Raw genomic sequence first — 26,849 nt, forward strand, 5'->3', positions numbered from 1 at the left:
AGTGCAATCCAATAGAAGAAGTATTTATCATCCTTAAGTGTAACGCATTAGCTCGCTTGCTAAATGATGCTACAGTACTAAGTACCATGAATAAAAACCACAAGCATTCACATGTTATCGAGACTACGCCTTCTATTTGACAACTTCACCCTCATCCTAATTGCCGTCGTTGTACTCGCCAGCGTCTTCCCCGCACACGGGCAAGGCGCTGTGTTTTTTGACTGGCTCACTAATGCTGCTATTGCCCTGCTATTTTTTATGCATGGCGCCAAACTTTCCCGCGAAGCCATTATCGCGGGTGCTACGCACTGGCGTTTGCACGCCGTGGTATTTAGCTGCACGTTCCTACTGTTTCCGCTGATAGGCTGGGCCACGCAACCCATCTTAGTACCTGTACTGGGCTTACAACTGGCTGCAGGCATTCTGTATTTGTGTGTGCTGCCAGGCACAGTGCAATCTGCTATTGCCTTTACCTCCATTGCTAAAGGTAACGTACCAGCCGCTATTTGTAGCTCATCAGCATCTAGCATTTTCGCCATTGTGTTAACACCACTGCTGCTAAAACTGCTGCTAGAAACCGAGGTTGAAATTGACATGACCGACACGGTAGTCAAAATCAGCCTACAAATTCTGCTGCCTTTTGTAGTGGGACACTTGATGCGCCCCTTTATCGGTCATTGGGTCACACGTAACCAAAACTGGCTAAAAAACATCGATCAAGGCTCTATTTTGCTGGTGGTGTACACCGCATTTAGCGCGTCGGTAGTAGGCGGTTTATGGGCAGAGGTTCACCCCTTGTCGTTGCTGGCCCTGACCATTGTGTGTTTGATTCTGTTGTTTGTGATTTTGTTTGGTACCCGTTGGATTGCTCGTCGCTTAAACTTCGACCTGCCCGACGAAATCACCATTGTGTTTTGCGCCTCTAAGAAAAGTATGGCCACAGGCGTGCCCATGGCTCAAGTACTTTTCCCAGCCAGCATCATCGGCCCTATGTTGTTGCCGTTGTTGATTTTCCATCAGGTGCAGCTCATGGCCTGCGCGGTGATGGCCAATCAGTACGCCTTAAAACACAAGCAACAGGCTGAACACACCGCTTAACGTAACTGCTCTATATATTGCGTTAAGGTAGCACGGGAGACTTCCCCCATACGGATGGCTTGCACACTGCCATCACTGTTTACGAACAACGTTGTGGGAAGCCCCCTGCTGCGAGCAAACCTCGCCAACTCAGCATCGCTATCCAACAGTACGTGTTGTAGATTCAATTGCTGCTCTGATAAGAACTTATCTACCGTTTCAGCCCTTTCTTGCTGATTGGCATAAATAAAGTTCACGTTTGGATGTTCGTTTTGCGCCGTTTCAAACACCGGCATTTCGCGCCTACACGGCGGACACCATGAAGCCCACAAATTAATCACCATAGGCTGGCCACTGAAGTTTTCCAGCGTGACCATTTGTTGATCGGCAGATGTGGCCCACGGGTTTTGCAATTGGGTTTGCAGAGGTAAAGGCTGTACCTCTTTTTTATAAACGCCTAGCCACAAGAAGGTGCTGCCCCCTATGACCACAGCAGTCATTACGGTGAGCGCAAAGGTCATGCGTTGCTGCCCTACGCTTTTAACCCCTAGGTATAGCGCCATCAACAACGATGCCAACAAACCGGCATAGACGGAAAAGCCCCCATCTCGTATGTCTAGCACGCCAAGTAAGTGATCTTGATATTGCTCCCAATACTGGCCTACAAACACCACGCGTGCCACGACCAGCCCGGCTACCGCTGTCAGCCAGACTCGTTTTTCTACGTTGACCTGATATTTTTTTTCCAGCAGCCACGCCAACGACACTGAGCACAGCAGCGTTAGTAGGATGATAAAAAGAGGTGTGCTTAACGCAAAAGGGCCAATTGTTATAGAGTTCATTTCCTGCTCACGTAAACCTTAAGTGCAACAGGATCAGACCCCTATTAACAGTAAAGGTTGCATTGCTGCATAAAGGCTTGCATGCGCAAGCTAGATTTCTCGCCAGGCGCTTGTTCAATGCCGCTACTGACGTCCACCGCAAAAGGACGAACGTCTTGAATCGCCGCACCTACATTCAGCGCATCTAACCCACCCGCCAAGATCACCGGGCGTGCGGTAGGCTGTTTATGCACTTCATTGAGTAATGCGGTATCAAAGCGTACACCGGTGCCGCCATAAGCGGGGCTATAGCTGTCAAACAGCCAGCCGCTCGCACTTTGGTAATCTTTGCATTGTTCCCACACCGCACGCGCGCTGCTGCTGTGTGCCCCCCCTACCCTAAAAGCTTTAAGGTAGGGGTGCGCAAAGGACTCGCAAAAGGCAACACTTTCATCGCCGTGGAATTGCAATAAGTTGGGCTGTACCACCTTCAACACATCTTTTACGTAGCGCGGTTCGGGATTCACGAACAAAGCCACGACAGAGACAAAAGCAGGTACGTGGCGACGTAACGCCGCCGCCTGCTCTAGGCTCACAAAACGTTTACTTGATGCGTAGAACACGAAGCCTATTGCATCGGCCCCATGCTCTACGGCAGCGGTGATATCTTCTTCACGGGTGAAACCGCACATTTTCACCCGTACTTTGCCCATACTCATGTGTTAACCACTATTTACTGAAATGCATTACCTGCATCGGAACCAAACGGATCACCGTACGAGTCCGAACCATAGACATCATCCACACCAAATTCGATGGTGGATTCGTCGATCTTAACTTCGTTGCCTTTGTAGTGCGTGACAATACCGGGGAACACCAGCACCACCACAATCATCGTGACCTGAATCATGATGAAAGGTACCGACCCCCAATAAATATCGCCCGTTGTGACTTTAGCAATACGTTGACCTGTTACCACATCGGTGTAGTCCTCTTTAGGTGCTACAGAGCGCAAGAAGAACAACGCAAAACCAAAGGGTGGGTGCATGAAGGAGGTTTGCATATTTACTGCCAACAACACACCAAACCAGATCAGGTCAATGCCCATCTTGTCAGCCACTGGACCTAAGAGCGGCACAATAATGAACGCCAGCTCGAAGAAGTCCAAGAAGAACGCCAACAAGAACGTGAACACACTCACGAAGATCAAGAAGCCCCACTCACCACCTGGCAGATCGATCAGCAAGCTTTCCACCCACAAGTCGCCATTAATGCCACGGAAGCTCAAGGTGAAGATAGTGGAACCCACCAAGATGAATACCACGAAGCACGATAGCTGAGTTGTTGCGGTCATCGCTTGCTTCAATTGCGTCCACGACAAGCGTCTACGCGAAGCAGCCATTAACACAGCCCCCACTGCCCCCATCGCCCCACCCTCAGTTGGCGTTGCTACACCAATAAAGATGGTGCCCAACACTAAGAAGATCAGGAACAACGGTGGAATCATGACAAAGGTAACGCGCTCGGCAATTTGCGACAGCATGTTGAGTTTCAACACACGGTTCAAGATTGCGATTACCCATGCAGTCGCTCCCCACAACATCATGATGATGACTACGTGCTCATCAATAGGAATGCTAGGGTGCGTACTGAAATAATGCATAGAACCAAAGTGCGCCGCTAATGCTGCCACAACGGTTAATACCAGCAATGATTTCAAACCACGAGAACCATTAGGCTCTATATAGACACGCGCTTCTTCAGGCAATGCCGGTACTTTATTGGGGCGTACTATCGCCACAATGACCACATACACAATGTAGGACAGTGCCAACAACAAACCAGGCAGCATCGCGCCACGGTACATATCGCCAATTGAGCGGCCCAGCTGGTCAGCCAGAATGATCAACACAATAGACGGTGGAATAATCTGCGACAAGGTACCCGACGCGGCAATTACCCCTGTTGCTAAACGGCGGTCATAGCCATAACGCAACATGATAGGCAATGAAATCAGGCCCATGGAAATGACTGATGCCGAGATCACGCCAGTAGTCGCTGCCAACATCGCCCCTACCAGCACCACCGCAATGGCTAAACCACCGCGCAACGGGCCAAATAATTGGCCAATGGTATCCAGCAAGTCTTCCGCCATGCCTGAACGTTCTAGTATCAGCCCCATGAGCGTAAAGAACGGCACAGCTAACAGCGTGTCATTCGCCACAATCCCGAATATACGCTGCGGTAGCGCCTGAAACAGCGCAGGCTGCATCAAATTCAGTTCAATCGCAAATAAACCGTACAGCACACCGGTTGCCGCCAAGGTGAAGGCAACCGGAAAACCCAACAGCAAAAAGATAATCAAATTGACAAACATGATGGGTGCAATGTTTGCCACGACAAATTCCATCATGATCAATTCCTATTCTGTTTTTGTTGTAGTCGCTCAAGCTGGCGTCTGTCATTTTCTTCTGCCACTTTGCGAATATCTTCCGCCATTTCCAGCTCGGCCTCACCTGTATTCGGTGCTGCCAATGGATCATCGCATTTGCCTGCCAAGAAACCAAACAAGCGTATGAGCCTAGAGACACCTGACAGAATCAGCAGTGCAAAGCCTATAGGAATTAACAGTTTCACGGGCCAACGAATCAATCCCCCTGTATTGGAGGACAGCTCCATCGTTTCGTAAGACTGCCAAAAGTAAGGAATGGCTAACCAGAACACCAAGATACATGCCGGCAACAAGAAAAACAAAATACCGAAAATTTCTATATACACTTGGGTTTTGCGAGAGAAGCGCTGAGCCAGCACATCCACACGCACATGTTCATTGAGCAAATAGGTATAGCCTGCCGCCAACAAAAAGATAGCGCCAAACAAATACCATTGCAGCTCCAACCACGCATTGGAACTGACGCCAAACACTTTACGCACAATGGCGTTGCCCGCACTAACTAGCACTACTAGCAGTGTGAGCCAAGCAACCGATTTCCCCACCACAGTATTCAGGCGGTCGATCAGTTGCGATAGACGTAATAACAATGTCATAAAAATAATGATGATGAATAAGCCAGAGTGGATCTCAAGCGGCTACATTCACCTCGCAATGATGATGAAATTTCTTACCATTCACCACGATTAATCATGCGACACCTGGGTCTTCAGGCTCAGGTCGCGCTGGGATTATCCATGGCCCCAAATGCTGCTGGAACAACGTCAATGGATCCTGCATTGGCAGTTGTACCGCCTCTTCGTACTTTACGCCAGCTAGGTATAGCCCGTCTGGTGCAAAAGTAGGAGGAGCATACTGCCGATCACGCCGCTCGATCAGAGTCGGTATATCGGAAGCATCGAGGCGGCCATAGCCCACGTAGAGCAATGTTCCCATCAGGTTACGCACCATATGATGGAGAAACGCGTTGGCCACAAAACGGAATACATAGAAACTACCCGACTGTTGTATGTCTATGGTGTAGATTTCTCTTACCGGGCTTTTGGCCTGGCAATCCGTTGATCTAAAACTACTAAAATCGTGTGTGCCCACAAAAAGTTCTGCGGCACGGCGCATACGCTCTAAATCCAGCGGACGAAATACCCATCCTACTTTCCCATCCAATAAGGGAGAGCGCACACTGGCTTCGCGCAACACATAAAAATACGTACGTTCTCTGGCAGAAAAGCGAGCATGGAAGTTTTCATCCACCTCTTGCGCCCATTGCACAGAAATAGAGCTAGGTAGAAACGCGTTTAAACCGCTTACCCACGCTTTCGCAGAACGTTTAACAGGCGGGTCCAAGTGCACTACTTGATTCAGTGCGTGCACCCCACGGTCTGTACGCCCCGCGCAGCATACTGCTACAGGTTGCCCTACAAACTTCAATAAGGCGTTTTCTAATTCTGACTGTACCGATGGAAGTACCGGTTGTCGTTGCCATCCATACCATGCACTACCGTCATAGCTTATGCCCAGTGCTACACGATTCATGAAGGCTTGCGCTCCGAAGGCGTTGGCTCATCAGAAGGTGGTACATCCAGATCTAGATTAATTTTTTCTAGTTTCTCGCGCACCATTTCCGGAGTCACCGGAGCGGGAGAATCTACTTCGGCGCGGCTATTATTCGCGCGACGTAAAATCCAAACAGTAATAATGACAATCAATGCCAGCAAGGCTGACATCACAATGAGCAAATGCTCTTGGATCCAAGACAAAGTACTACCCGTATCAGTAATTGATGATGTGTTTTTCTCGGCAGGCTCTACAAGTGAGGCACTGGCCGCGGTGTCATTGTTGTCTACCTCGCCCGCACTCGAGGTGGTAGCAGCAGGCGTCGTCGTGGGCTCAGCGTTTTGCTCGGCAGCACTCGTAGCCTCTGTGGCGGTGGTAGCTGCGGCGCCGTCATGGCTTGCCTGTGCTGAAGCACGCGCTTCCTGTTCGCTGACCGCTTCGGAAAGTTGACGTACGTTTTCTTCTAGTTGTTCTATGTTTTCGGCGGTGTTACTTAGCGCCTGCGCTGTGGCTACAGCTTGATCCTGCTTCACACTCTCCGCCCAGCTTTCCGTGCTGAGTGTTAGCGTATCGCCTTTGGCGGGTAACTCGGTAGGAGCAGCTGGCTCAACAGGGCGCGTTACCCCTGTGGTGGCCTCTGCTACGGCCAACGCTGGCGATGCATTCTCGGCCAGTTGCCGTTTGTACTGAGCAAACCACTGCGACTGATCAACAAAGATTTTTCTAGCTTCGGCATCGCTATACGCCTGCAGTTGTTCTGCCGTAGGCTCTTGCAACGTAGTGCCTGCTTTAAGCAGGTTCATGTTGCCATGCTGAAAAGCAGTGGGGTTGGCAGCCAGTAAGGCAGCCATGTATTGGTAAGTACTTACCCCTGCAGGTGTACGCTGTGCAGCAATTGAACTTAAGCTGTCGCCACGACGAACCTGATAACTCCCTGTGTTGGAAGCCACCGTATTGGCGGCAACGTTAGGGGTATAGTAGTCACGCGTCGTTGTAGGCGCAGTATTAGGTAATTGCAGGGATTCCGCTACCTTAGCCGCGTTTACCACACTAACTTGGTGGCGCTGTAGGCCTGAAGACGATTGAATGTCTACTAAAACATCAATCACCTTAGCATCCACTGCCTGCGGGCTACGAACGATAATTTGTGAGTGCTGTGGTTGCAGTTCAATCTGCCAGCCCTCTAACGCAACGGGCGGGGTTAACCCCGCCTGCTGCCATTGTTCCTTTTCAGGGAACTGGATGCTAAGTATGTCGTCGGGCTTCCAATCCCGCAATGCCACACTTAACACCAGTGGCTGCGCCGGTGGCGACAAGAGGCGGGCTCTGCCCACCTCTACCGCATGCGACGCGGTCGCAGCCAAAGCCGTCATTGATGCCAATGCAAGTGAACTTACAGTACGCAACGATATACGGCCAGGCCTCATTTACAGCTCTCCCAGGGTGATCATCAGCATGCGGCGCAGCGGTTCTGCAGCACCCCACAACAACTGATCACCTACGGTAAAGGCGCTGATGTAGTCAGGGCCCATGCCTAACTTACGTACACGCCCAACTGGGATATCCATGGTACCGGTCACAGCGATAGGCGTCAGTTGCTCCATCGTGGCCTGTTTCTCGTTAGGAATCAGTTTGGACCAGTCGCTAGTGTTAGCGATGATTTCGTTGATTTCATCCAGTGGTACGTCTTTGCGCAGTTTGATCGTCAGTGCTTGGCTATGGCAACGCAATGCACCAATACGTACACACAAACCATCCACCACAACGTGATCTTGGCCTTGGCGACCCAGAATCTTGTTGGTTTCAACGCCGCCTTTCCACTCTTCACGGGACATACCATCGCCCAGATCGGAGTCAATCCAAGGAATCAAGCTGCCACCCAGTGGTACGCCAAACTGCACACTGCTTAGGCTAGGGTCTTTTTGCTTTTGCAAAATACCACGGTCGATGTCCAAAATAGCTGACGCTGGATCGTCCAATTGTGCTTTAACAGCAGCGTTCAAATCGCCAAACTGCGTCAGCAATTCGCGCATATGTTGAGCACCACCGCCTGATGCGGCTTGGTAGGTCATGGAGGTCATCCACTCAACCAAATTGTGCTTAAACAAACCGCCCAAGCCCATCAACATACAGCTAACGGTACAGTTACCACCGATAAACTGTTTAACGCCTTTGGCTAAGCCAGCGTCGATGACGTCACGGTTAACGGGGTCCAGCACAATGATGGAGTTGTCGTCCATACGCAATGTGCTGGCCGCGTCGATCCAAACACCAGTCCAGCCAGCTGCGCGCAACTTACCGTACACCTCTTTGGTGTAATCCCCACCCTGAGCCGTCACAATAATTGGCAGCTTTTTCAAGCTTTCAATATCGTAGGCATTTTGCAAGGCGCCTGCGCCTGCTGCCCATTCCGGTGCTGCCCCACCAGCATTACTGGTAGAGAAAAATACCGGCTCAAATCGTGAGAAATCGTTTTCTTCGCGCATGCGTTGCATGAGGACTGAGCCCACCATGCCGCGCCAACCGACTAGGCCTACCGCTTGTTTCATGAATAATCACCTAAAAACCAAATTAATCCAATGCCTTAAGCACTGCATCCCCCATTTCGCGGGTACCCACTAACTGTGTACCTGCTTCGTAGATGTCTGCTGTACGTAGCCCTTGCTCTAACACCTTGCGTACTGCATTTTCTACTCGTACTGCCTGAGCGTTCTCATTCAGTGAGTAGCGCAGCAACATCGCAGCCGACAAGATCGTTGCCAAGGGGTTGGCTTTGTTCTGACCAGCGATGTCTGGGGCGGAACCATGGCTAGGTTCGTACAGACCTTGTTGCGAAGCATTCAAGGACGCAGAAGGCAACATGCCGATGGAACCCGTCAACATCGCTGCCTCGTCTGATAGTATGTCACCAAAAAGATTACCCGTCACGATTACGTCGAATTCTTTTGGTGCACGAACCAGTTGCATGGCCGCATTGTCTACATACATGTGGCTCAATGCAACATCAGGGTACTCTTTAGCCACATCAATCATGATGTCGCGCCAGAATTGCGAGGTTTCCAGCACGTTGGCTTTATCCACGCTACACAGTTTGCCTTGGCGTTTTTGAGCCGCTTGGAAGGCCACATGTGCAATACGGCGCACTTCGCTTTCAGCGTAGTGCATGGTGTCAAAACCCTGACGCTCACCGGCAAAGTTACCTTCGCTCACGGTACGCACGCCACGAGGCTGACCAAAGTAAATATCACCCGTTAACTCACGGATAATCAAAATATCCAGACCCGAAACGATTTCAGGTTTCAATGACGAGGCATTCGCCAATTGCGGGTACAAAATGGCAGGACGGAAGTTGGCAAACAAGCCCATGGCTTTACGCAGACCCAAAATCGCTTGTTCTGGACGTAACTCACGCGCTAAGGAGTCGTATTTCCAGTCACCTACCGCACCGAACAACACGGCAGCAGAAGACTTCGCCAATTCCAGTGTAGCGGGTGGCAAAGGGTGTCCATGCAAGTCATAGGCTGCACCGCCAACGGGCGCATGTTGCAAGTCAAGATCCAACCCCAAAGCGGTTAGAACGCGCGCGGCCTGTTCCGTAATCTCGGTACCAATGCCATCACCGGGTAATACTGCGATTTTTGTAGACATACGTTTTCCTGTGGTGTTGTAACGAACCGTGCGCTGTTCACACTGTGTTCTGCTGCTCACTTCCTACGAAGCAAGCGACACGGCTGACCAGCAGCCGTGTGGGATTAGTTATGCGGAAGGATTACCTACCAACCAAGGGTGCTGTGCCAAACGCTGGGCCTCAAACGCCTTGATGGTGTCTGCTTTTTGTAAGGTTTGGCCAATTTCGTCCAACCCCTTCAACAAACTTTGCTTACGGAAGGCATCAATCTCGAAACCGTATTCTTGACCGTCTTCAGCAATTACTTTCTGACGTTCCAGATCTATATTCAGTTCGTAGCCTTCTTTGGCTTGTACTGCATCAAACAATTTTGCAACGACGTCTTCAGGCAAAATGATGGGCAACAAGCCATTTTTGAAGCTGTTGTTGAAGAAAATATCAGCAAACGATGATGCAATAATGGCTCTAAAACCGTACTGCAACAGCGCCCACGGTGCATGCTCGCGGCTGGAACCACAGCCAAAGTTTTTACGCGCCAACAAAATAGACGCACCTTGGTAGCGAGGCTGATTCAGCACGAACTCTGGGTTCAGCGGACGCTTGCTATTGTCCATACCCGGTTCGCCATGATCCAAATAACGCAATTCGTCAAACAGGTTAGGGCCAAAGCCGGTACGTTTGATGGACTTCAAAAATTGTTTAGGGATGATCAAGTCGGTATCCACGTTTTCGCGGTCCAACGGTGCAACCATTCCTTTATGAGTGGTAAACGCTTGCATGATTAGTGCTCCTGACTCAATTCACGTACATCGGCAAAACTGCCCACTACTGCGGCTGCAGCGGCCATGGCTGGGCTCACCAAGTGAGTGCGACCGCCCTGCCCTTGCCTACCTTCAAAGTTACGGTTAGAGGTAGAGGCACAGCGCTCACCGGGTTCCAAACGGTCGGCGTTCATCGCCAAACACATGGAGCACCCAGGCTCACGCCACTCGAAACCAGCGTCAACAAAAATTTTGTCCAAGCCTTCTTGTTCAGCCTGCAATTTCACCAAGCCAGAACCAGGTACAACAATCGCTTGCTTCACGTTCTTGGCAACCTTACGACCACGAGCCACCTCAGCGGCCGCACGCAAGTCTTCAATACGTGCATTGGTACAGGAACCAATAAACACTTTATCAATCGCAATGCTAGTCAAAGGCTGATTTGCCTCTAAACCCATGTACTGCAACGCACGGATAATACCTTCGCGACGCACTGGATCCTGTTCGTTTTTAGGATCAGGTACGTTGGCATCTACCGGCAATACCATTTCTGGCGATGTACCCCATGTCAACTGAGGCTTAATGTCAGCCGCATCAATGCGTACCACCGCATCAAACTGAGCACCCTCATCGCTGGTTAACGTGTTCCAGTATTCGACGGCTTGATCCCACTGCGCACCTTTAGGTGAGTAAGGACGACCACGGAAGTACTCAACCGTTTTATCGTCTACGGCAACCATACCTGAACGCGCACCAGCCTCAATGGCCATGTTGCACACGGTCATACGGCCTTCCATGCTCAACGCTTTAACCGCCGAGCCGCCAAATTCGATGGCGTAGCCTGTGCCACCCGCCGTACCGATCACACCGATTACGTGCAAGATCAAGTCTTTAGCAGTGCAACCTGCTGGCAAATCGCCGTTAACTTCTACCAACATGCTCTTGCTTTTCTTCATCAGCAAGGTCTGGGTAGCCAATACGTGTTCGACTTCAGAGGTACCAATACCAAAGGCCAACGCCCCCATGGCACCGTGTGTACTGGTGTGGGAGTCACCGCACACAATAGTCATACCGGGCAATGTTGCGCCTTGCTCAGGACCGATAATGTGCACAATACCTTGGCGTTGATCGTCCATATCGAACAAGGTCACACCAAATTTCTGGCAGTTATCTTCCAAGGTGTCTACCTGCAACTTAGAGATAGGATCAGCGATCCCTGCTGCACGCGAGGTAGTTGGCACGTTATGGTCTGCTACGGCTAGGTTGGCACTGATACGCCAAGGCTTACGGCCAGCCAGCTCCAACCCCTCAAAGGCTTGGGGGCTAGTTACTTCATGCAGCAACTGGCGGTCGATATAGAGCAAACAGGTGCCATCGTCTTCACGGTGCACCACGTGGCTGTCAAACAGCTTGTCGTATAAAGTTTTTGCCATAACAGACTCTCAATCAATCAGAACAAGCGAAACGCTGTTATTTCGCGATGAATTCATTATGCCCGTCTCTAAAACCAGCACAAGACCATTAGTTATACTAGTATTGGGAGTACCAGCCTACGCCCTAAAAAACACAAAGCGGGTTTTGAGATCAACCCAAAACCCGCTGTAGCTGGTGACGCATCACTTACTATTTTTTAGTGTCCATATACAACGGCATTACCAACTCAGCCGCGACGCGCAATTCATCTATACGGCTTTGGGGTGACGGGTGGGTAGACAATAAGTCTGACTCGCTGCCACTTACGCCCGACATGCTAATCATTTTTTCCCAAAAGCTAATGGCCGCCCTAGGATCGTAGCCAGCACGCGCGGCAAGCTCCACACCAATCAAATCGGCTTCAGCCTCGTGCGTGCGACTATTGGGCAAATGGAACATCACGTCTGTTAGCGAGCCGCCCAAATCACCTACTGCCTGCGACCCTACTACAGCCGACAAAATCGCTAAACCAATGCTGGTACCCATTTTGTGCGACATTTGTTCGCGAGAGTGCTCACGCAACGCATGGGCAATTTCATGCCCCATTACCGCGGCAAGCTCGTCATCCGTTGCTTTTAAACGGTCTATTAAGCCGGTATACACCGCCATTTTCCCGCCTGGCATACACCATGCGTTAAGCTCGTCGGACTTTAAAACGTTAACCTGCCAATCCCACTGCAAGGCATCCGGCCTGAATATAGGCACTTGATTAATGAGCTTGGCCGAAATCTCTCGCACTCTACGAACCTGAGCCGCATCAGGCGACAACGCCCCTTGTGCTTTGGCCTGTGCTAGCGTTTCGTTGTAGTTCTGGGCAGCCGCTAACGTCAGTTCCTGCTCGGGCACAAAGCTAGACATGTATTGCTTACGTTGTATACCGACAACGCCACTGGAAGTGGTGTCAATCGCGGCACACCCCGTCAGAATCACAGTGGCACTTGCCGCCGCAATCACACATGCTTTACGCAATAGCTTGAGCAGGTTCATACGCAGTACCCCTTTACCACTGCCCACATTGAGCGCGTTGGCGCAACGCCTGATCCATGAGCACAATGGCTAGCAGTGCTTCAGCAATAGGTGTAGCCCTAATGCCTACGCACGGATCATGACGACCTAAGGTTTGTACTTCTATGGCTTCGCCCTGCTGGTTAATAGAAGGACGTTTAATGCGAATGCTAGAGGTAGGTTTAATGGCCAACGACACACGAATATCTTGGCCTGACGAAATACCGCCCAAAATACCGCCTGCGTGATTAGACGCAAAACCGTCTGGCAAAATCGCATCGCCATGCTCAGAACCACGTTGCGACACGCTTTCAAAACCATCGCCAATCTCTACGCCTTTCACGGCATTCAGACCCATCATGGCATACGCAATATCGGCATCCAAACGGCCATAAATAGGCTCGCCCAGACCAGCAGGTACACCTTCTGCAACCACTTCAATACGCGCACCGATGGAATCACCATCTTTACGCAAGGCGTCCATAAACGCTTCCAGTTCAGGCACCACCGATTCATCGGCTGCATAAAACGGGTTGTTAGGCACGTCGTCCCAGCTTTTGAATGGAATCACGATGGGGCCTAGCTGGCTCATGTAACCACGAATCACCGTGTTAAATTCTGCTGCCAACCATTTCTTAGCAATCGCACCGGCTGCTACTGTAGGGGCTGTTAAACGAGCAGAGGAACGACCACCGCCGCGAGGATCGCGATGCTGGTACTTACGCCAGTAGGTGTAATCAGCATGACCGGGCCTGAAGGTATCCAACAGGTTGCCGTAATCTTTACTACGCTGATCCGTATTACGAATCAACAACGCAATAGGCGCACCCGTCGTTTTACCTTCGTACACGCCCGACAGAATTTCCACCTGATCGGCTTCTTGACGTTGCGTAACGTGGCGCGACGTACCTGGTCTACGTCTGTCTAGTTCTAGCTGAATATCTTCAACACTCAGTTCTAATCCGGGAGGACAGCCGTCTACCACAGCACCAATGGCTGGGCCGTGAGACTCCCCAAAATTCGTTACACGAAATAAGCTACCTAAAGTATTTGCAGACATAAACAGTACGGTTTATAGACCAATCGAAAGCAGAATTATGGCATTAAAGCCCAGAGCATGCACCGGGCACAAGTTAGGAAGAACAACTCAAGGCAATGGATTGTGCCTCGGGCGGTGGGACTTCCGCATAGCGTTCGTAGCCCGAACGCTCTTCAAACGGGTTACTTAACACCGTAAACAAATCAGACAACACCGAGGCATCACCTTTCTCAGCCGCCGCAATGGCTTGCTGCGCCAAGTAGTTACGCAATACATACAGCGGGTTCGCTGCATTCATAGCATGTTGACGTTGAGCTGTGGTTTGTGGATCAGCCTCTAGCCGCACACGGTATTTATCTACCCAAACACGCGCCTGATCTTGATCGTGAAAACATTGCAAGAAAGCCTCAGGATGTTTTTCAGCCCACGCCAAAGCACGGAAGCTCAAACTGAAATCGGCTTGATCTCGGTGCAACAAACGCCACCAGTCATCCACTAATTGCGTATCGCCTTCTAACCACTCTTGCCACCCCATTTTGCGACACAGGTTCTCGCGGTAACGCTCTAAGAACCACCCCTCGTATTGTTGCAATACGGGGTTTAAGGTTTCTGGCGTTGCACCCAAGGTAGTCATCGCACTGGCTAATCTATAGAGATTCCAATGGCCCACGGAAGGCTGTTGGTTCCATGCATAACGCCCTTGCTGGTCAGTAGTATTACAAATGTGGTTGGCTTGGAATGCGTCCATAAAGCCAAAGGGGCCGAAATCCAGCGTTAAACCCAAAATGGACATGTTGTCGGTGTTCATCACACCATGACAAAAGCCCACAGTTAACCAATCAGCCATCAAGTAAGCGGTACGCTTGGTCACATCAGAAAGCAACAAGCGCGCCAACTCGGCGTGATCTTCACTTTGTTCGTACAAAGCCGGATAAAAATTCTGTACCACATAATGCAGCAAACTCTGCATTTCTTCTGGATGCCCTAGCCAATGCTCAAAGGAACCAAACCGTACAAAACTGGGGGCAACACGTGTCACTATCGCCGCACGCTCTACAGTTTCGCGGTACACCGGCACAGGAGAGGTCACAATGGCTAGCGCTTCCGTCGTGGGAATACCCAAGCCTTTCATGGCGATGCTAGCTAAGTATTCGCGCACTGACGAACGCACTACCGCCCTGCCATCCCCCATACGCGAATACGGGGTCAGGCCTGAACCTTTAAGTTGTAATTCTTGAGCGCCATCTGGCCCGTCAATCGCCCCTAATAAATGCGCGCGCCCGTCACCCAATTGACCCGCCCACACGCCAAATTGGTGGCCACTATACACCGCCGCCAAACTTTGCCCGCCCGGTAGCGGAGCATTGCCTGACAATACGTCTAGGAACGCTGGCGAATGCAGTAACTCATGACTAATACCCAAACGCTGCGCTAACGCTTCATTGGCATGCAGTAATTGTGCTTCACGCAAACCCGAAGCGGGTAACAGCGTATAAAAAGACGATGACAACGACGTAGCAAACCCATTACTGACTTGCAGCTCGTCTAGCGTGGAGGCCAATGCACTCATGATTACACTTCCTTGGCAGCCGCAGCAGCCTCTGCTTGTTTGGCTCGTGCTTTAGCCGCTTTTTTTGCTGGTCGCAAATAAAAAATAGCACAGAAATAAAACACCGTGGACAACACAATTTCCACAATCGCGCAATACACAGACACCGGATTCGGGTCTGACCACGCACGTACACAGCCTTCCATGAAATACAGCAAGATCAACATAGAAGACCACTGCAGTGTATAAATCTTGCCTCGCAAGATACCGGGCAGCGGCAAAATTAACGGCAATACTTTAAGCGCCAAGTATGACCCACCGGGTCGCAACGGAGCCAACCACATTTCCCAAACCAAACATAAGATGATCAGGCCTATTAAGGATGCAGCGGCAACACGATGTAAAACGGGATTTAATTGAGCATTCATACTGGTATTATCGCCTAAGGCGGGTTAAAACCCTACACATTGCTTGAAGTCTGCCGGATGATTTTTACCATGACCAACCAACCGTCCCCTTCTGTTGATGCTGTGGCGAAGAAGGCTAAAACGACGCCCCCTTCTGGCCAACCTCAGCGCAAAAAGCGTGAACTAGCAAGCGTTATGCTGCAATGCATGGCGCAAAGACGCCTGACTCAAGTCGCATCCAGCCTAACGTACACCACCATTCTGGCAGCCGTACCCCTACTGGCTGTTGTGCTGTCGCTGTTCACAGCCTTCCCTCTTTTTTCAGATTTTCGTGAAGCGCTAGAAAACTTCTTCACCACCAATCTGATGCCTGAGGCTGTGTCGGACACGATCATGTCTTACCTAAACCAATTTGCCGCCAAAGCCTCTAGCTTGACTGCAATCGGTAGCTTGTTTTTGATCATTACGTCCATCATGTTGATTTCCACCATCGATGGCACCTTGAATGATATTTGGCAGGTCAATACGCAGCGCCCCCTGGCTCAGCGCTTGTTAGTCTACTGGGCATTGCTGTCTTTAGGGCCGATTTTGGGCGGTGCTAGCCTGTGGGCCACTACCATGCTGGCTAGGGAGTCCATGGGCTACATTAGCAGCTTTGGGATTGTGATTTCTCTGCTGCTATCCGCATTGCCCTTCTTGCTGACGGTATTAAGCTTTACGGCGCTGTTTACCTTCGTGCCCAATTGCCACGTGCGCTGGCGTGATGCCTTGGTAGGTGGTGTGCTGGTGGCATTTTGCCTAGAGCTACTCAAAGCAGGCTTTGCCTTCTACCTGACCAAGTTCCCTACTTACACCTTAATTTACGGTGCGTTTGCGACCATTCCTATCTTCTTGCTGTGGGTGTATTTGTCGTGGCTGGTCGTGCTGTTAGGTGCCTCGTTTGCCGCCATTTTGCCGGATATACGCAGACACCGTAACCCTACTGAAAAACACTATTTGGGCGAGTCTTTCTTGCATGCCCTGAGCATGCTGCATAGCCTGTGGCAGCAGCGTGGCAACACTCCAGTCGGCATACCAGTGGAGCAATTAAGCGACACTTTGGGTCACGACGCTCACGAGCTCACTCGTACGCTGCTTACGCTTAAAAAGCTGGGATATGTGGCTAACACCCAAGAAAAGAACCGAGAACGCTGGGTTTTGGCCTGCGATCCGGCTCAAACTGATCTGGCAGCACTGGTTGACACCTTCCTATTAAATAGGTCTCAACCCAGCACTGAGGTGGGCAATGGTGTAGCCTTAATATTGAATGCCACCTTGGCGAGCCCCACTTTACGCTTACAGCAAGTGTTTGAACAGCCAGGGTTGCTAGAAGAACTTTCCGTATCTATACAAAAACAATTACACACATCACTTAATGCAGCACAGGAGCCCTCGTATGCTTAAAGTTAGTGAAATTTTACGAGTCAAAGGGGATATTCTCTATACCGCGACTCCTGACATGGCCATCGACACCGCAATCCAGATTATGAGCGAACAAGACGTTGGCTCTCTGGTGATTATGGAACATGGCCAATTGGCGGGAATGCTGACGTTTAGGGAAATCATTCGCCACTTGCACAACGTGCAAAAAGGCAATCAAGCAACGACTGTGCGCGCCATTATGGACGACGCACCGGTTAGCGTCACGCCTAACACCAGCGCCGACGAAGTGCAGCGCTTAATGCTAGATAACCACGCTCGCTACATCCCCGTTATGGACGGCCCAACCTTGTTGGGCGTGATCTCGTTCTACGATATGTCTAAAGCTATTGTTAAGGCCCAGCAATTTGAAAACAACATGCTGAAAGCCTATATACGCGACTGGCCATCAGACCAAGGCAGCCCTACTGCCTAATGTACTACGCTGCAGGCTCGTTTTGACGGGCTTGCAGCGCTTCCCACGCAGCTAACAGCACCTCAGGTTCGTTTTTATTCATCACCGAAGCATCAGATAAGGTTCTGCGCCACTGACGCGCACCGGCCAAACCATGCGGCCACCCCAACATGGCACGCGTTGCCATACGTACACTCAAGCCCTCTGCCACTAAATGCTGTGCGTATTCGTACATACGCTGCACGATGCTTGTGCCATCCATATAGTGATCATCAGGCCATAAATGCTGGCTAATTTCACGCAATACAGCAGGCGTATGCCACGCTGCACGGCCCAACATCACCCCCGCAAAAGACGGTAGTTCTGCCAGTGATTCATCCGTAGTAGCCAAGCCACCATTCAACACAAAAGTGGCATCAGGAAAGTCTTTCACCAACTGACGCGCATAGTCGTAGCGCAGCGGTGGAATTTCACGGTTCTCTTTGGGTGACAAACCTTTGAGCACAGCATTACGTGCATGCACCACAAACACACGTACACCTGCCTCGTACAAGATGCCCACAAAATTCTGCGCAAAGCCGTAGTCTTGTTCGTAATCCAGCCCTAGGCGGTGCTTCACCGTGACCGGTACGCTGACCACATCTTGCATGGCTTTCACGCAATCGGCGACTAGGTTAGGCTCGGCCATCAAACACGCCCCAAACGCTCCTTTTTGTACGCGCTCAGACGGGCAACCACAGTTCAGGTTAATTTCATCGTAGCCCCACTGCTCACCCAGTTTGGCGCTGTGCGCTAAAGCGGCTGGCTCACTGCCACCTAGCTGCAGCGCTACAGGGTGCTCGCTTGAGTCGTAATCCAGCAAACGCGGCACATCGCCGTACTGCAGTGCGCCCGTGGTAATCATTTCGGTATATAAGCGTGCGCGTGGAGCCAGCATCCTATGGAACAAACGACAATGCTTATCCGTTACATCAATCATAGGGGCTACGCAAAGCGTCCAATCAGCTTTGGCTGTAGACGCCGTATTGTCTATAACGTTTGGAAGTCCTGACACACACTCACCTGCTTAAAATGGGGCAAAAACAGCATTTTACGCCAGATAGCGGCTGCTTTTTTCACCTTGTCACGATATACCCGCGACTAAACGCCAATAAAAGCCGCTAACCCGCTGTTCAGCTATTCACGAGACGCCCTCAAACGGGTTACAGTAAAGGGTTAAGTCTGGTGCCACGCTTAGGCACTTTCTCTTTTATTTTGCACTATTCATACTATGGCTGTTTTTACCACTGTTTCCGACAATGACGCCCAGCAATTGCTTAGCTCCTACGACTTAGGCGAATTGGTTAATTTGCGCGGCATTTCGGCAGGCATTGAAAACACCAATTACTTTCTAACCACCACACGTGGCGAATACGTGCTCACTCTGTTTGAGGTGTTAACTGCCGAGCAGTTGCCCTTTTACATTGAGTTAATGCACTATTTGGCAGAACGCTCTATTCCTGTACCTAAGCCGCAAACACTCAAAAATGGCAAGCTGATCACCAATCTACATGGCAAACCTACAGCCATTGTTAGCTTGTTACCTGGCAGCTATGAACCCGATCCTAGCCCAGCCCATTGCGCGCTGGCTGGCGATACTTTGGCAAAAGCCCACTTGGCCGCCAAAGACTTCAACATTCATCAGCCTAACCTGCGTGGCTTAACATGGTGGCAACAAACCGTGCCATCTATTCTGGAATTCTTAGACGATAGCCAGCGCGAATTGCTGCTCACCGTGCTAGACGAACAAACCGCGTTTGCGCAAACAGATACCTATAAGAGCTTGCCTTTTGGCCCCGCTCACTGTGATCTGTTCCGCGACAACGTGCTGTTTAGCGGCACACCAGATGCCCCACAAATGGGTGGCTTCATCGACTTTTACTTTGCAGGTTGCGATACGTTGCTGTTTGATGTGGCCGTAAGCGTTAACGACTGGTGTATTAACCGCGACGATGGCAGCTTTGATGCAGCTAAATTGCAAGCATGGTTAACGGCCTATCACGCTGTTCGTCCCTTTACTGAGGCCGAGCACAAAGCCTGGCCCTACCTGCTACAAGCCGCTGCGCTACGCTTCTGGATTTCCAGACTGTACGACTTCTTCCGCCCACGCGAAGCTGAGACGCTGAAACCGCATGACCCACGTCATTTTGAACGTGTACTGCGCAACCGCCGTAGTGCGGACACTCCTAAACTCGTAGACTAAGAGACACTGTATGCAAGCTGTTTCCCTGCCCTTTTTCTATGGTTGGCTTTGGGTACGTGAAGGCTACCGCTTATTCATGCGCCAACCCATGGCCATGCTATTTTGGAGCTTGGTCACCAACTTGCTGATTCACCTTAGCTATTTGCTCCCTCTGTTGGGGCAAATAGCCTTGTTGGTGGCATCACCGGCACTGACCTTCATTGTGCTGAACGCCAGTCACAACATTGCCAAAGGCCAGCAAATGCAGTTGGGAATGTGGACCGCCCCCTTACGGCCAGCCAACGTACGCAACCCGTTGATTAAGCTAGGGGCGTTGTATATGTTGGCCTGCTTAGCCGCTGGTTTGCTGGCCACGATTCCCTTTGTAGACAGCATCATGAGTGTGATGCCAGAACCGGGCACACCCGTTGATGAAGCAGCCTTCATGCGTGCTTTACGCGCCCCCATGTTTGCGTTGATGGGGATTTACGTGCTGGTATCGGCCATTTTCTGGCATGCCCCAGCACTGATAGGTTGGCACCACATCGCCATCAAGCAAGCGCTGTTTTACTCTATGGTGGCCTGCTGGCGTAACAAACTGCCGTTCATTCTGTACGGCCTATGCTGGTTAGCGTTGTACTTCTTTATGCAGCAGTTAGATATGGTGCTACTGGCTTCTGGCCTTGCTCCTAGCTTGCAGCAGTTAATACTGACACCCTTAAGCTTAGTGATATTGGCCGTGCTGTATGGCAGCTTCTACCCCATTTACCTCACGGTATTTGGCCCTAGCGCCATGGCATTAAAAGCAGCAGCGCAACACGAAGACGCAGACCAATAAGACGCCGTAGTCTCAACCCTGTTTGAGACTACCGCCTCTGTGCACCGCTACGCCAATTTTCCAGTTCTTGCTCTAGAACCGATTGGCGTAGTGTTAAAACCGCTAAAGGTAGCTCTACCACTTCCCTAGCCCCTACACAGCCATAAATACGATTGGGCTTCATTGGTTGTGGGCCTTTCATAATTCTTCCATTCCTATCTAAAAACAGTACCGCATGCGAGCTATACAGCCCTAAGGTATGCACCCAACTGCAACGCTTAAAGAACAACACACTATGCTGCCTATGCGCTTTAGCGATGCCATGCATGCCAACTAAGCGCGCCATAAAACTGCGCATGTACCAAACCTGATGTATTTGCATAAGACCCTCTGCTGATTGCCACTACACCGTTTACTGAAATAGGCTTTGCGTAATCTGCATCACCAACGGAAAAGCAATCACCAAAAACGTACAGGGCAAAATACAGCTCACTACCGGAAAAAGCATTTTTACCGGCGCTTCCAGCGCTTGCTTCTCGGCTCGTAAGAAACGCTCTTGCCTATATTGGTCCGCTTGTGCTCGCAACACTGTACTTAACGACAACCCCATTTTGACGGCATTATCCAGATTGGCAGACAGTGCGGCAATTTCAACCAGACCACTGTCGTGCACCAGACGTTCGAAACTTTGCTCTCTGCTCATGCCTGATCGCATTCTAAAGAGTGCTTGTTGCAATAGCCGCTGCAAGTCCCCCTCAGGCAAGCTTTCTGCTGCCGTTTGCAATGCCAACATCACCCCTGCCCCAGACTCTACTGATAACGCCAACACATCGAGAAAAAATGGATACTGACAACGTTGTGCATGCACACGCCGCTGCCTTTCTTGATACCGAACCCACCACGGCAGCAGCACGGCTAATACACCAGCCATGAGCACCGCATAGCCATTCACACCTTGTTCGCCATACCAAGCGCTGAGTACAGCAACAGCTAGCATCACGCCTATGGTTTGCCCCACTACCCGCCCCAACAGCAAGAAAATAGACGATTGCTGTTCTATACCTAGCCAAAGCGCTACCTTACGCCGCCACTGCCATGGCAATACTGCCCACACCTGTTGCCCCAACAACTGACACAGCCACACAACCCACTCATGTCCTTTTCTGGCTTTAAGCTGCACTGGTACCTGCCGCCACCCACGTGATAACTCATACCCCATGCCTAACAAACTAAGCATGACAGTAATAGCCACCCACACTACGCTCGCATACTCCCAAAACCCTTGCATCGCTACACCTTAATTTGTGCAATTTTCCGCATCATGTGTAAGCCAGCCACCTCTAACACAACAATAAAAGTGGCTACTCCCCAACCCGCCGGCTCAGCCCAAAAACTCTGCATGAGCTCTGGCTGCATCCAACTTAGTGCGGCAGCAATTAACAATGGCATAGCCGCCATTACCCACGCCTGCAATGATGCCTGAGCCGTAAGCGTTTTCACCTTTTCTTCCAAGTAAAGACGCGTGCGTAAACTGTGCGCCAAACGCTCTAACACATCACTGATGCGCCCACCACAACGCTGCGACACCTCCAAGCTCGCGGCTAAGAGTTGCGTTCCTTCGTGGGGAATACGGTATGAAAAATTAGCGACTGCTTGCTCCAAACCTATGCCTAAGCGCAGCTCACGCAAACACAATTCAAGTTCGGCGCGTAATGGTGATTGGCTTTGTTGAGCTAACTGTTGAAATGCCACTTGCAACCCCAACCCCGCACGAGACGCCGCGGCTAATGACTGTATGAACTCGGGCAACTGGCTACACACCTTAAGGTGACGTTTTCGTTGTAGTCGACGTAAATAGGGCGGCATCACCATCAGCAGTAACACAGGTGCTAACCAAGCCATCAGGATGCTGCCACTTAACCACCACAAAAACACCGCACTGCTGCCCAGCACAATGCTCAGTAGCAAAGCCAATGCCCGTGCATCCACAAACCAGTATGCCGACTCCAGCATGGCTTGTGACTGAGCATCTACCTGTTTCTTTTTTTGCTCAAACACAGCCCATACTTTTGGCGCCATCCCCATCGTAAAGGCTGTCGCCGCTACCACTACGCCCAGCAATGCAGCTATCCACCACATCATGCTCCTCTCCTTACTTGTGCTCATGCCACATTGCTAAACCAGCCCTGGTCCACCCATTCCATTTGATCGCTGAAAATACTGGGCATTAAGCCCTGACCTTTGAATATCACCTGACCTGTAGTGGAAACCTCGGCAGCAAACAACTCTTGTAGTTGAATACGCCCAGCCTCTAGCCCACAGATTTCTGTAATGGAATGGATAATACGTCTGCCATCTGACAAACGCTTTTGCAGCACCAACACCTCTAGACTGCTCGCTATATGTTCGCGAGCAACCGTTACCGGTAAATCCATACCGGCTAGTAACACCAAAGTTTCCAACCTATTTAATGCTTCGCGTGGAGTATTGGCATGCACGGTAGTCAGCGACCCTTCATGCCCCGTATTCATCGCCGCTAACATATCAAACGCCTCACCACCTCGGCACTCGCCCACCACAATGCGATCAGGCCGCATACGCAATGCATTACGTACTAAATCTCTGATACTCACCACACCCTCACCCTCTACGTTGGCCGGGCGCGCCTCTAGGGACACAAGATTGGCGAGATTTAACTGCAACTCGGCGGCATCTTCGATGGTAACTACCCGCTCATGCGCCGCGATGTAGTTGGTCAACACATTAAGCAGTGTCGTTTTCCCCGAGCCAGTTCCTCCTGCCACCACCACATTTTTTCTGGCCTGCACACAACAACGAAGAAACTCTGCCATGCATGGGCTCAACGCTCCGTAACTCAGCAGATCGTCCATCACCAACCGCCGGGAAGGAAATTTCCTAATGGTTAACGTAGGGCCTTTTAATGCGATGGGAGGCAACACAGCATTCACTCGCGAACCATCCTTTAGCCTTGCATCTACCATCGGTGACGCATCATCTAAGCGCCTCCCTAAGGGGGAAACAATTCGCTCCATGATAGACACCAACGCGGCCTCACTGCTAAACACAGCGGCACTTTCTCTGCACTGCCCTTGAATTTCCACAAACACTTCGGTGGGTGAGTTCACCATAATTTCACTCACATCGTGATCGCGTAAGAGCGCCTCTAGCGGCCCTAACCCCAACGCTTCGTCTAGCACGGCTTGCACCAATTGCTGTGTATTGATCGAAGGTGGTAAATCTGTAATTTTTGCCATTAACTGCTGTAAACAGCGCTCGGCCTCAACGCGCAACACGGCCTCATTCATATCACTGTATTGTTTTCTACGCAGTTCCAACGCATCGACCAAACGGCTATGTAAGGGAGCCACATGTTCTGACAGCAATAAGGCTTGTGCCCGTTGCTCTGCTAACGAGGCATCGTAGTACTCATACCCTGCTGCGCTAGGCTCCGATAATGACACTACAGAGGTTTCACGTACAGGTTCCGACACGCTTTTGACTGTAAGCTGGCATGACCCTATCACCACACTATCGTTATCTACTAAGGGACCATACTGCGTAATACGCTGCCCATTGACATAGGTACCCGCTAAACTGCCGCAGTCTTCTACAAAGTACTGCTGCGCATGTTGCGTAATACGTGCATGCTGTTTCGCAATGCGCCAGCCTTTAAGCACCAGTTCAGAACTACTGTCTTTGCCTATGACACAAGGCACCTGCAACGGCCATTCAAAGCGCTCTCCATTTTGATACTCGCCACACAACGTAAAGCTTTTCTCAGTCATGGCTAGCCCCTTGCAACAACGCACTTAGGGGTTGCACGGGTAATGCCCACTCTGGGCGCTGCGTCTTGTCATTGCCGCTGTGTTCTATGACCGTATTTAACCTAGGGGCCTCAGGGAATTGTTCTGCCACCATGGCTTGCGCTCTATGTACACGTTGCTGCATCACAGGGTGATCAGCCTCCACGATATGAGGCGTCACAAAGATGGCAAGCTCTGTTTCTTGTCTATGAAAACGTTCAGCACTAAAGGCCGCTCCCAACCCAGGCAATGTGCCCAAGCCTGGCACCCTATCTTGATTGCGAGCTACTTCTCTGGAGATGAAACCCGCCAGAATCAGGGTTTGCCCAGACTGCACATTGAACTCGGTGGCTGTACGTCTGGTTTTAAGAGAGGGGCCACTAGGCACCGATAAACTAGGATCAATAGAACTGACCTCTACCTCTATACGTGAACGTACAGCACCAGAACTTTGTATCAGTGGAGTAATACGCAAGGACACGCCATAGGCTTTGAACTGTGTGGAGTTATTCCCATTGTTGTCGGTCACTGTATAGGGCACTTCACCGCCTGCCAAAAACTCTGCCGTACTCCCACTTCTGGCCAATAACTGCGGCTGCGCTAAGATAGTCGCCGCCCCCACTTCACTCAAGGCATGTATGCGGGCAGACAACAAGGCATTAATACCAAAATACCCTTTGACTGCCGAACTGCCCATATCGGTGCCCACCACGGTTTCCCCTGGTCGTGCGCCTATACTGCCTGCTGAGCGCTCCCATGCGAGGCCAGCCGTAAACCCGCCCTCTGTGGTGTCACTCCAGCGCGTCCCTAAATTACGTAACGCATTTCTAGGCACCTCAACTACCTGCACATCCAGCAGCACCATGGCATCCCACCCTTGGCTATCGCTTAAATCTAAAAGCTGGGGGTAACGCTTGGCCAACACCGCCAAATGTGCTTGCTGCCGATCACTAAGATGCGTCGCCTCTACCACTAACTTATCGCCCACTTCGCTGATTTCTACGCCGGGGATTTTGGCCAGTAGCTGTTTAAGTTCATTTTTGCTTTGGCGTACTCCGGTAGATAACACCTCAACCTGATAGGCCTGACTACTACCATTACGCTGCCACAACTGCACCGTACTGCTGCCCTCATTGCGAGCAAAAACAATCACTTCTTGTTCCTCGGTAGTAACGGCATTCAACACATGACCATCGCCAACCGCTACTCGCGCTAGCTCAGGTACGTTTAACACGCGCATATCCCCTACCTGCATTTGCCAGCTTTCAGCCTGCGCTGCTGACATTGCCCAGCCTATCGCCAAACACAAGGCACCCACGCGCACGAAGTAAGCGCTGTTGTACTTACTCATATGCCTCTCCCTGCAGCATAGATAAGCTGCTATCTGTATTGCCCCAATCATGACCTGTCGCGTTCTGGGGTTCGGATACACCCTCTATCCCATAAGCCTGTGCAGGCAGTGAAAACAAAGCCCGCGCCGCCGAAATAGCCGTTGCAGCAGGAGCTAAGGCTTGCAGCTTCCTATTCTGTTGATTGCCATACACCACAGGCGCTGACTTTGCCACTTTGGGTGGTGCTGGCGCAGCGATCCCTAACAACGCCGCCAAATCACCCCGAATTGCCCTATCCGACACCCCTGTATCGCCCACTGGACGCAACATAGCCGTCAAGGTTCCTGCCTGCCTAGCCGCTAGTAATGTCACGCCCTCTTCAGGGCTTACGTCCAAAGTTAAGGTGCTGGCCTCATAACTCGTGTCGGAAAGGTATTCCGTATTACGGTTAATCGCCAATACCCGCACACCTTGCAATAGCGGTGATGAAATACGACGTCGCTGATAGTCAAACGATACATACACATCAATTAAGTCCCCTGCTTGCAGTAAGCCCGCGACCGAACTAAGTACATCGGCAGGGATCGTCAAAGCTCGTCTCCCAGACTGCAATGTAGAGGAAAACCTATCTGGCTCTGGCTCCTTCACGTGCGCGTGCAAAATCAAGTCTCCCGCTGCCAATGGGTATGCCAATGTTTGATTCTCTATCGCCAGAAAATATGCAGGCGACAAACTGTCACTGCTAATAAGGTGCTCTGGAAAATCACGTACAGCCACATCAGCACTCTCTAACATAGCGCCTACTGGCAACGCTCGTGCAGCCACTAAGCGTTGCACCATAGGTACCGACGCACGCGCCTCTAGTTCTTGTTTTTTGTCGTCCAAATAACGAACACTAGACCACACCGCCAACGCCGCCCCCATGAATGAAAGCAGTAACCAAATTACGGTGGCCTTATACTCCCACAGCAATGGTCGCCATCCCTTTTGCATGCCTTCCCCCTTAAAACAGTCCTA

The 26,849-nt window shown here is 50.9% G+C and carries 26 protein-coding genes; 5 read left to right on the forward strand and 21 right to left on the reverse strand.

Annotated features, from left to right (window positions below; translation table 11 throughout):
* The first annotated feature begins 111 nt into the window (after positions 1-111).
* Complete coding sequence (locus tag GY634_RS13260; protein ID WP_166409208.1) at positions 112-1,098, forward strand: bile acid:sodium symporter family protein; 987 nt, start codon at positions 112-114, stop codon at positions 1,096-1,098.
* Here the strand turns inward: GY634_RS13260 and GY634_RS13265 are convergent.
* The 14 genes from GY634_RS13265 to GY634_RS13330 form a co-directional block, all read right to left on the reverse strand.
* Positions 1,095-1,919, reverse strand: a complete 825-nt coding sequence (locus tag GY634_RS13265; protein WP_166409209.1) for a TlpA disulfide reductase family protein — start codon at positions 1,917-1,919, stop codon at positions 1,095-1,097. The genes GY634_RS13260 and GY634_RS13265 overlap by 4 nt on opposite strands.
* Positions 1,920-1,963: 44 nt before the next feature.
* Complete coding sequence (locus GY634_RS13270) at positions 1,964-2,617, reverse strand: phosphoribosylanthranilate isomerase (protein WP_242683709.1); 654 nt, start codon at positions 2,615-2,617, stop codon at positions 1,964-1,966.
* 14 nt (positions 2,618-2,631) lie between these two features.
* A complete protein-coding gene (locus GY634_RS13275; RefSeq protein WP_166409248.1) occupies positions 2,632-4,308 on the reverse strand; it encodes a TRAP transporter large permease in 1,677 nt (558 codons plus the stop codon).
* Between the two features lie 5 nt (positions 4,309-4,313).
* Positions 4,314-4,946, reverse strand: a complete 633-nt coding sequence (locus GY634_RS13280; RefSeq protein WP_166409210.1) for a TRAP transporter small permease subunit — start codon at positions 4,944-4,946, stop codon at positions 4,314-4,316.
* A gap of 94 nt (positions 4,947-5,040) precedes the next feature.
* Positions 5,041-5,883 (reverse strand): tRNA pseudouridine(38-40) synthase TruA, encoded by an 843-nt coding sequence (gene truA, locus GY634_RS13285; RefSeq protein ID WP_166409211.1) that lies wholly within the window; start codon positions 5,881-5,883, stop codon positions 5,041-5,043.
* Entirely contained in the window at positions 5,880-7,277 is a 1,398-nt protein-coding gene (locus GY634_RS13290; protein WP_166409212.1) for a type IV pilus assembly protein FimV, read from the reverse strand. The genes truA and GY634_RS13290 overlap by 4 nt, the downstream gene beginning before the upstream one ends.
* Positions 7,278-7,331: 54 nt before the next feature.
* A complete protein-coding gene (asd, locus tag GY634_RS13295; protein WP_166409213.1) occupies positions 7,332-8,453 on the reverse strand; it encodes an aspartate-semialdehyde dehydrogenase in 1,122 nt (373 codons plus the stop codon).
* A 22-nt stretch (positions 8,454-8,475) separates the two neighbouring features.
* Positions 8,476-9,552, reverse strand: a complete 1,077-nt coding sequence (leuB, locus tag GY634_RS13300) for a 3-isopropylmalate dehydrogenase (RefSeq protein WP_166409214.1) — start codon at positions 9,550-9,552, stop codon at positions 8,476-8,478.
* Between the two features lie 108 nt (positions 9,553-9,660).
* Positions 9,661-10,311, reverse strand: a complete 651-nt coding sequence (gene leuD, locus GY634_RS13305) for a 3-isopropylmalate dehydratase small subunit (RefSeq protein WP_166409215.1) — start codon at positions 10,309-10,311, stop codon at positions 9,661-9,663.
* Between the two features lie 2 nt (positions 10,312-10,313).
* Positions 10,314-11,726 carry a 3-isopropylmalate dehydratase large subunit gene (gene leuC, locus GY634_RS13310; RefSeq protein ID WP_166409216.1) on the reverse strand — a complete coding sequence of 471 codons (1,413 nt, stop codon included), beginning with the start codon at positions 11,724-11,726 and terminating at the stop codon, positions 10,314-10,316.
* A gap of 190 nt (positions 11,727-11,916) precedes the next feature.
* Entirely contained in the window at positions 11,917-12,753 is an 837-nt protein-coding gene (locus GY634_RS13315; RefSeq protein ID WP_166409217.1) for a M48 family metallopeptidase, read from the reverse strand.
* Between the two features lie 13 nt (positions 12,754-12,766).
* Positions 12,767-13,831: a chorismate synthase gene (gene aroC, locus GY634_RS13320; RefSeq protein ID WP_166409218.1), complete on the reverse strand. Its 1,065-nt coding sequence runs from the start codon at positions 13,829-13,831 to the stop codon at positions 12,767-12,769.
* Positions 13,832-13,904: 73 nt separating this feature from the next.
* Positions 13,905-15,380 (reverse strand): protein adenylyltransferase SelO, encoded by a 1,476-nt coding sequence (locus GY634_RS13325; protein ID WP_166409219.1) that lies wholly within the window; start codon positions 15,378-15,380, stop codon positions 13,905-13,907.
* 2 nt (positions 15,381-15,382) lie between these two features.
* Positions 15,383-15,787 (reverse strand): DUF2069 domain-containing protein, encoded by a 405-nt coding sequence (locus tag GY634_RS13330; protein ID WP_166409220.1) that lies wholly within the window; start codon positions 15,785-15,787, stop codon positions 15,383-15,385.
* 69 nt (positions 15,788-15,856) lie between these two features.
* On the opposite strand from GY634_RS13330, the gene GY634_RS13335 reads away from it, so the two are divergent.
* Together GY634_RS13335 and GY634_RS13340 are read left to right on the forward strand one after the other, a co-directional pair.
* Complete coding sequence (locus GY634_RS13335) at positions 15,857-17,209, forward strand: YihY family inner membrane protein (RefSeq protein WP_242683710.1); 1,353 nt, start codon at positions 15,857-15,859, stop codon at positions 17,207-17,209.
* Positions 17,202-17,660 (forward strand): CBS domain-containing protein, encoded by a 459-nt coding sequence (locus GY634_RS13340; RefSeq protein WP_166409222.1) that lies wholly within the window; start codon positions 17,202-17,204, stop codon positions 17,658-17,660. Before GY634_RS13335 ends, GY634_RS13340 begins: the two co-directional genes overlap by 8 nt.
* Positions 17,661-17,664: 4 nt before the next feature.
* On the opposite strand, the gene dusA is transcribed toward GY634_RS13340, so the two are convergent.
* A complete protein-coding gene (gene dusA, locus GY634_RS13345) occupies positions 17,665-18,693 on the reverse strand; it encodes a tRNA dihydrouridine(20/20a) synthase DusA (protein ID WP_278249043.1) in 1,029 nt (342 codons plus the stop codon).
* Between the two features lie 216 nt (positions 18,694-18,909).
* On the opposite strand from dusA, the gene GY634_RS13350 reads away from it, so the two are divergent.
* Entirely contained in the window at positions 18,910-19,881 is a 972-nt protein-coding gene (locus tag GY634_RS13350; protein WP_166409223.1) for a homoserine kinase, read from the forward strand.
* Between the two features lie 10 nt (positions 19,882-19,891).
* On the forward strand, positions 19,892-20,698 hold the full coding sequence (locus tag GY634_RS13355) for a BPSS1780 family membrane protein (RefSeq protein WP_166409224.1): 807 nt from the start codon (positions 19,892-19,894) through the stop codon (positions 20,696-20,698).
* Positions 20,699-20,726: 28 nt separating this feature from the next.
* On the opposite strand, the gene GY634_RS13360 is transcribed toward GY634_RS13355, so the two are convergent.
* The 6 genes from GY634_RS13360 to cpaB are packed head-to-tail and all read right to left on the reverse strand — an operon-like array spanning position 20,727 to position 26,825.
* Positions 20,727-21,059: a hypothetical protein gene (locus tag GY634_RS13360; protein ID WP_166409225.1), complete on the reverse strand. Its 333-nt coding sequence runs from the start codon at positions 21,057-21,059 to the stop codon at positions 20,727-20,729.
* Between the two features lie 30 nt (positions 21,060-21,089).
* A complete protein-coding gene (locus GY634_RS13365) occupies positions 21,090-21,965 on the reverse strand; it encodes a type II secretion system F family protein (protein WP_166409226.1) in 876 nt (291 codons plus the stop codon).
* 2 nt (positions 21,966-21,967) lie between these two features.
* Complete coding sequence (locus GY634_RS13370; RefSeq protein ID WP_166409227.1) at positions 21,968-22,819, reverse strand: type II secretion system F family protein; 852 nt, start codon at positions 22,817-22,819, stop codon at positions 21,968-21,970.
* A gap of 20 nt (positions 22,820-22,839) precedes the next feature.
* Positions 22,840-24,483 (reverse strand): TadA family conjugal transfer-associated ATPase, encoded by a 1,644-nt coding sequence (locus GY634_RS13375; protein ID WP_166409228.1) that lies wholly within the window; start codon positions 24,481-24,483, stop codon positions 22,840-22,842.
* A complete protein-coding gene (locus tag GY634_RS13380) occupies positions 24,476-25,852 on the reverse strand; it encodes a type II and III secretion system protein family protein (RefSeq protein WP_242683711.1) in 1,377 nt (458 codons plus the stop codon). Before GY634_RS13380 ends, GY634_RS13375 begins: the two co-directional genes overlap by 8 nt.
* The gene (cpaB, locus tag GY634_RS13385; RefSeq protein ID WP_166409229.1) at positions 25,845-26,825 is read right to left on the reverse strand and encodes a Flp pilus assembly protein CpaB; all 981 of its coding nucleotides are present in this window, start codon (positions 26,823-26,825) and stop codon (positions 25,845-25,847) included. Before cpaB ends, GY634_RS13380 begins: the two co-directional genes overlap by 8 nt.
* Positions 26,826-26,849: the final 24 nt, after the last annotated feature.

Origin of the sequence: Paenalcaligenes suwonensis (assembly GCF_011290505.1) — a bacterium.
Lineage (GTDB): Bacteria > Pseudomonadota > Gammaproteobacteria > Burkholderiales > Burkholderiaceae_B > Paenalcaligenes > Paenalcaligenes suwonensis.

Coding starts and splice junctions, on each gene's coding strand:
- GY634_RS13260 (WP_166409208.1), top strand. CDS start 112: ATGTTATCGAGACTACGCCTTCTATTTGACAACTTCACCCTCATCCTA.
- GY634_RS13265 (WP_166409209.1), bottom strand. CDS start 1,919: ATGAACTCTATAACAATTGGCCCTTTTGCGTTAAGCACACCTCTTTTT.
- GY634_RS13270 (WP_242683709.1), bottom strand. CDS start 2,617: ATGAGTATGGGCAAAGTACGGGTGAAAATGTGCGGTTTCACCCGTGAA.
- GY634_RS13275 (WP_166409248.1), bottom strand. CDS start 4,308: ATGGAATTTGTCGTGGCAAACATTGCACCCATCATGTTTGTCAATTTG.
- GY634_RS13280 (WP_166409210.1), bottom strand. CDS start 4,946: ATGACATTGTTATTACGTCTATCGCAACTGATCGACCGCCTGAATACT.
- truA (WP_166409211.1), bottom strand. CDS start 5,883: ATGAATCGTGTAGCACTGGGCATAAGCTATGACGGTAGTGCATGGTAT.
- GY634_RS13290 (WP_166409212.1), bottom strand. CDS start 7,277: ATGACGGCTTTGGCTGCGACCGCGTCGCATGCGGTAGAGGTGGGCAGA.
- asd (WP_166409213.1), bottom strand. CDS start 8,453: ATGAAACAAGCGGTAGGCCTAGTCGGTTGGCGCGGCATGGTGGGCTCA.
- leuB (WP_166409214.1), bottom strand. CDS start 9,552: ATGTCTACAAAAATCGCAGTATTACCCGGTGATGGCATTGGTACCGAG.
- leuD (WP_166409215.1), bottom strand. CDS start 10,311: ATGCAAGCGTTTACCACTCATAAAGGAATGGTTGCACCGTTGGACCGC.
- leuC (WP_166409216.1), bottom strand. CDS start 11,726: ATGGCAAAAACTTTATACGACAAGCTGTTTGACAGCCACGTGGTGCAC.
- GY634_RS13315 (WP_166409217.1), bottom strand. CDS start 12,753: ATGAACCTGCTCAAGCTATTGCGTAAAGCATGTGTGATTGCGGCGGCA.
- aroC (WP_166409218.1), bottom strand. CDS start 13,831: ATGTCTGCAAATACTTTAGGTAGCTTATTTCGTGTAACGAATTTTGGG.
- GY634_RS13325 (WP_166409219.1), bottom strand. CDS start 15,380: ATGAGTGCATTGGCCTCCACGCTAGACGAGCTGCAAGTCAGTAATGGG.
- GY634_RS13330 (WP_166409220.1), bottom strand. CDS start 15,787: ATGAATGCTCAATTAAATCCCGTTTTACATCGTGTTGCCGCTGCATCC.
- GY634_RS13335 (WP_242683710.1), top strand. CDS start 15,857: ATGACCAACCAACCGTCCCCTTCTGTTGATGCTGTGGCGAAGAAGGCT.
- GY634_RS13340 (WP_166409222.1), top strand. CDS start 17,202: ATGCTTAAAGTTAGTGAAATTTTACGAGTCAAAGGGGATATTCTCTAT.
- GY634_RS13350 (WP_166409223.1), top strand. CDS start 18,910: ATGGCTGTTTTTACCACTGTTTCCGACAATGACGCCCAGCAATTGCTT.
- GY634_RS13355 (WP_166409224.1), top strand. CDS start 19,892: ATGCAAGCTGTTTCCCTGCCCTTTTTCTATGGTTGGCTTTGGGTACGT.
- GY634_RS13360 (WP_166409225.1), bottom strand. CDS start 21,059: ATGCAAATACATCAGGTTTGGTACATGCGCAGTTTTATGGCGCGCTTA.
- GY634_RS13365 (WP_166409226.1), bottom strand. CDS start 21,965: ATGCAAGGGTTTTGGGAGTATGCGAGCGTAGTGTGGGTGGCTATTACT.
- GY634_RS13370 (WP_166409227.1), bottom strand. CDS start 22,819: ATGATGTGGTGGATAGCTGCATTGCTGGGCGTAGTGGTAGCGGCGACA.
- GY634_RS13375 (WP_166409228.1), bottom strand. CDS start 24,483: ATGACTGAGAAAAGCTTTACGTTGTGTGGCGAGTATCAAAATGGAGAG.
- GY634_RS13380 (WP_242683711.1), bottom strand. CDS start 25,852: ATGAGTAAGTACAACAGCGCTTACTTCGTGCGCGTGGGTGCCTTGTGT.
- cpaB (WP_166409229.1), bottom strand. CDS start 26,825: ATGCAAAAGGGATGGCGACCATTGCTGTGGGAGTATAAGGCCACCGTA.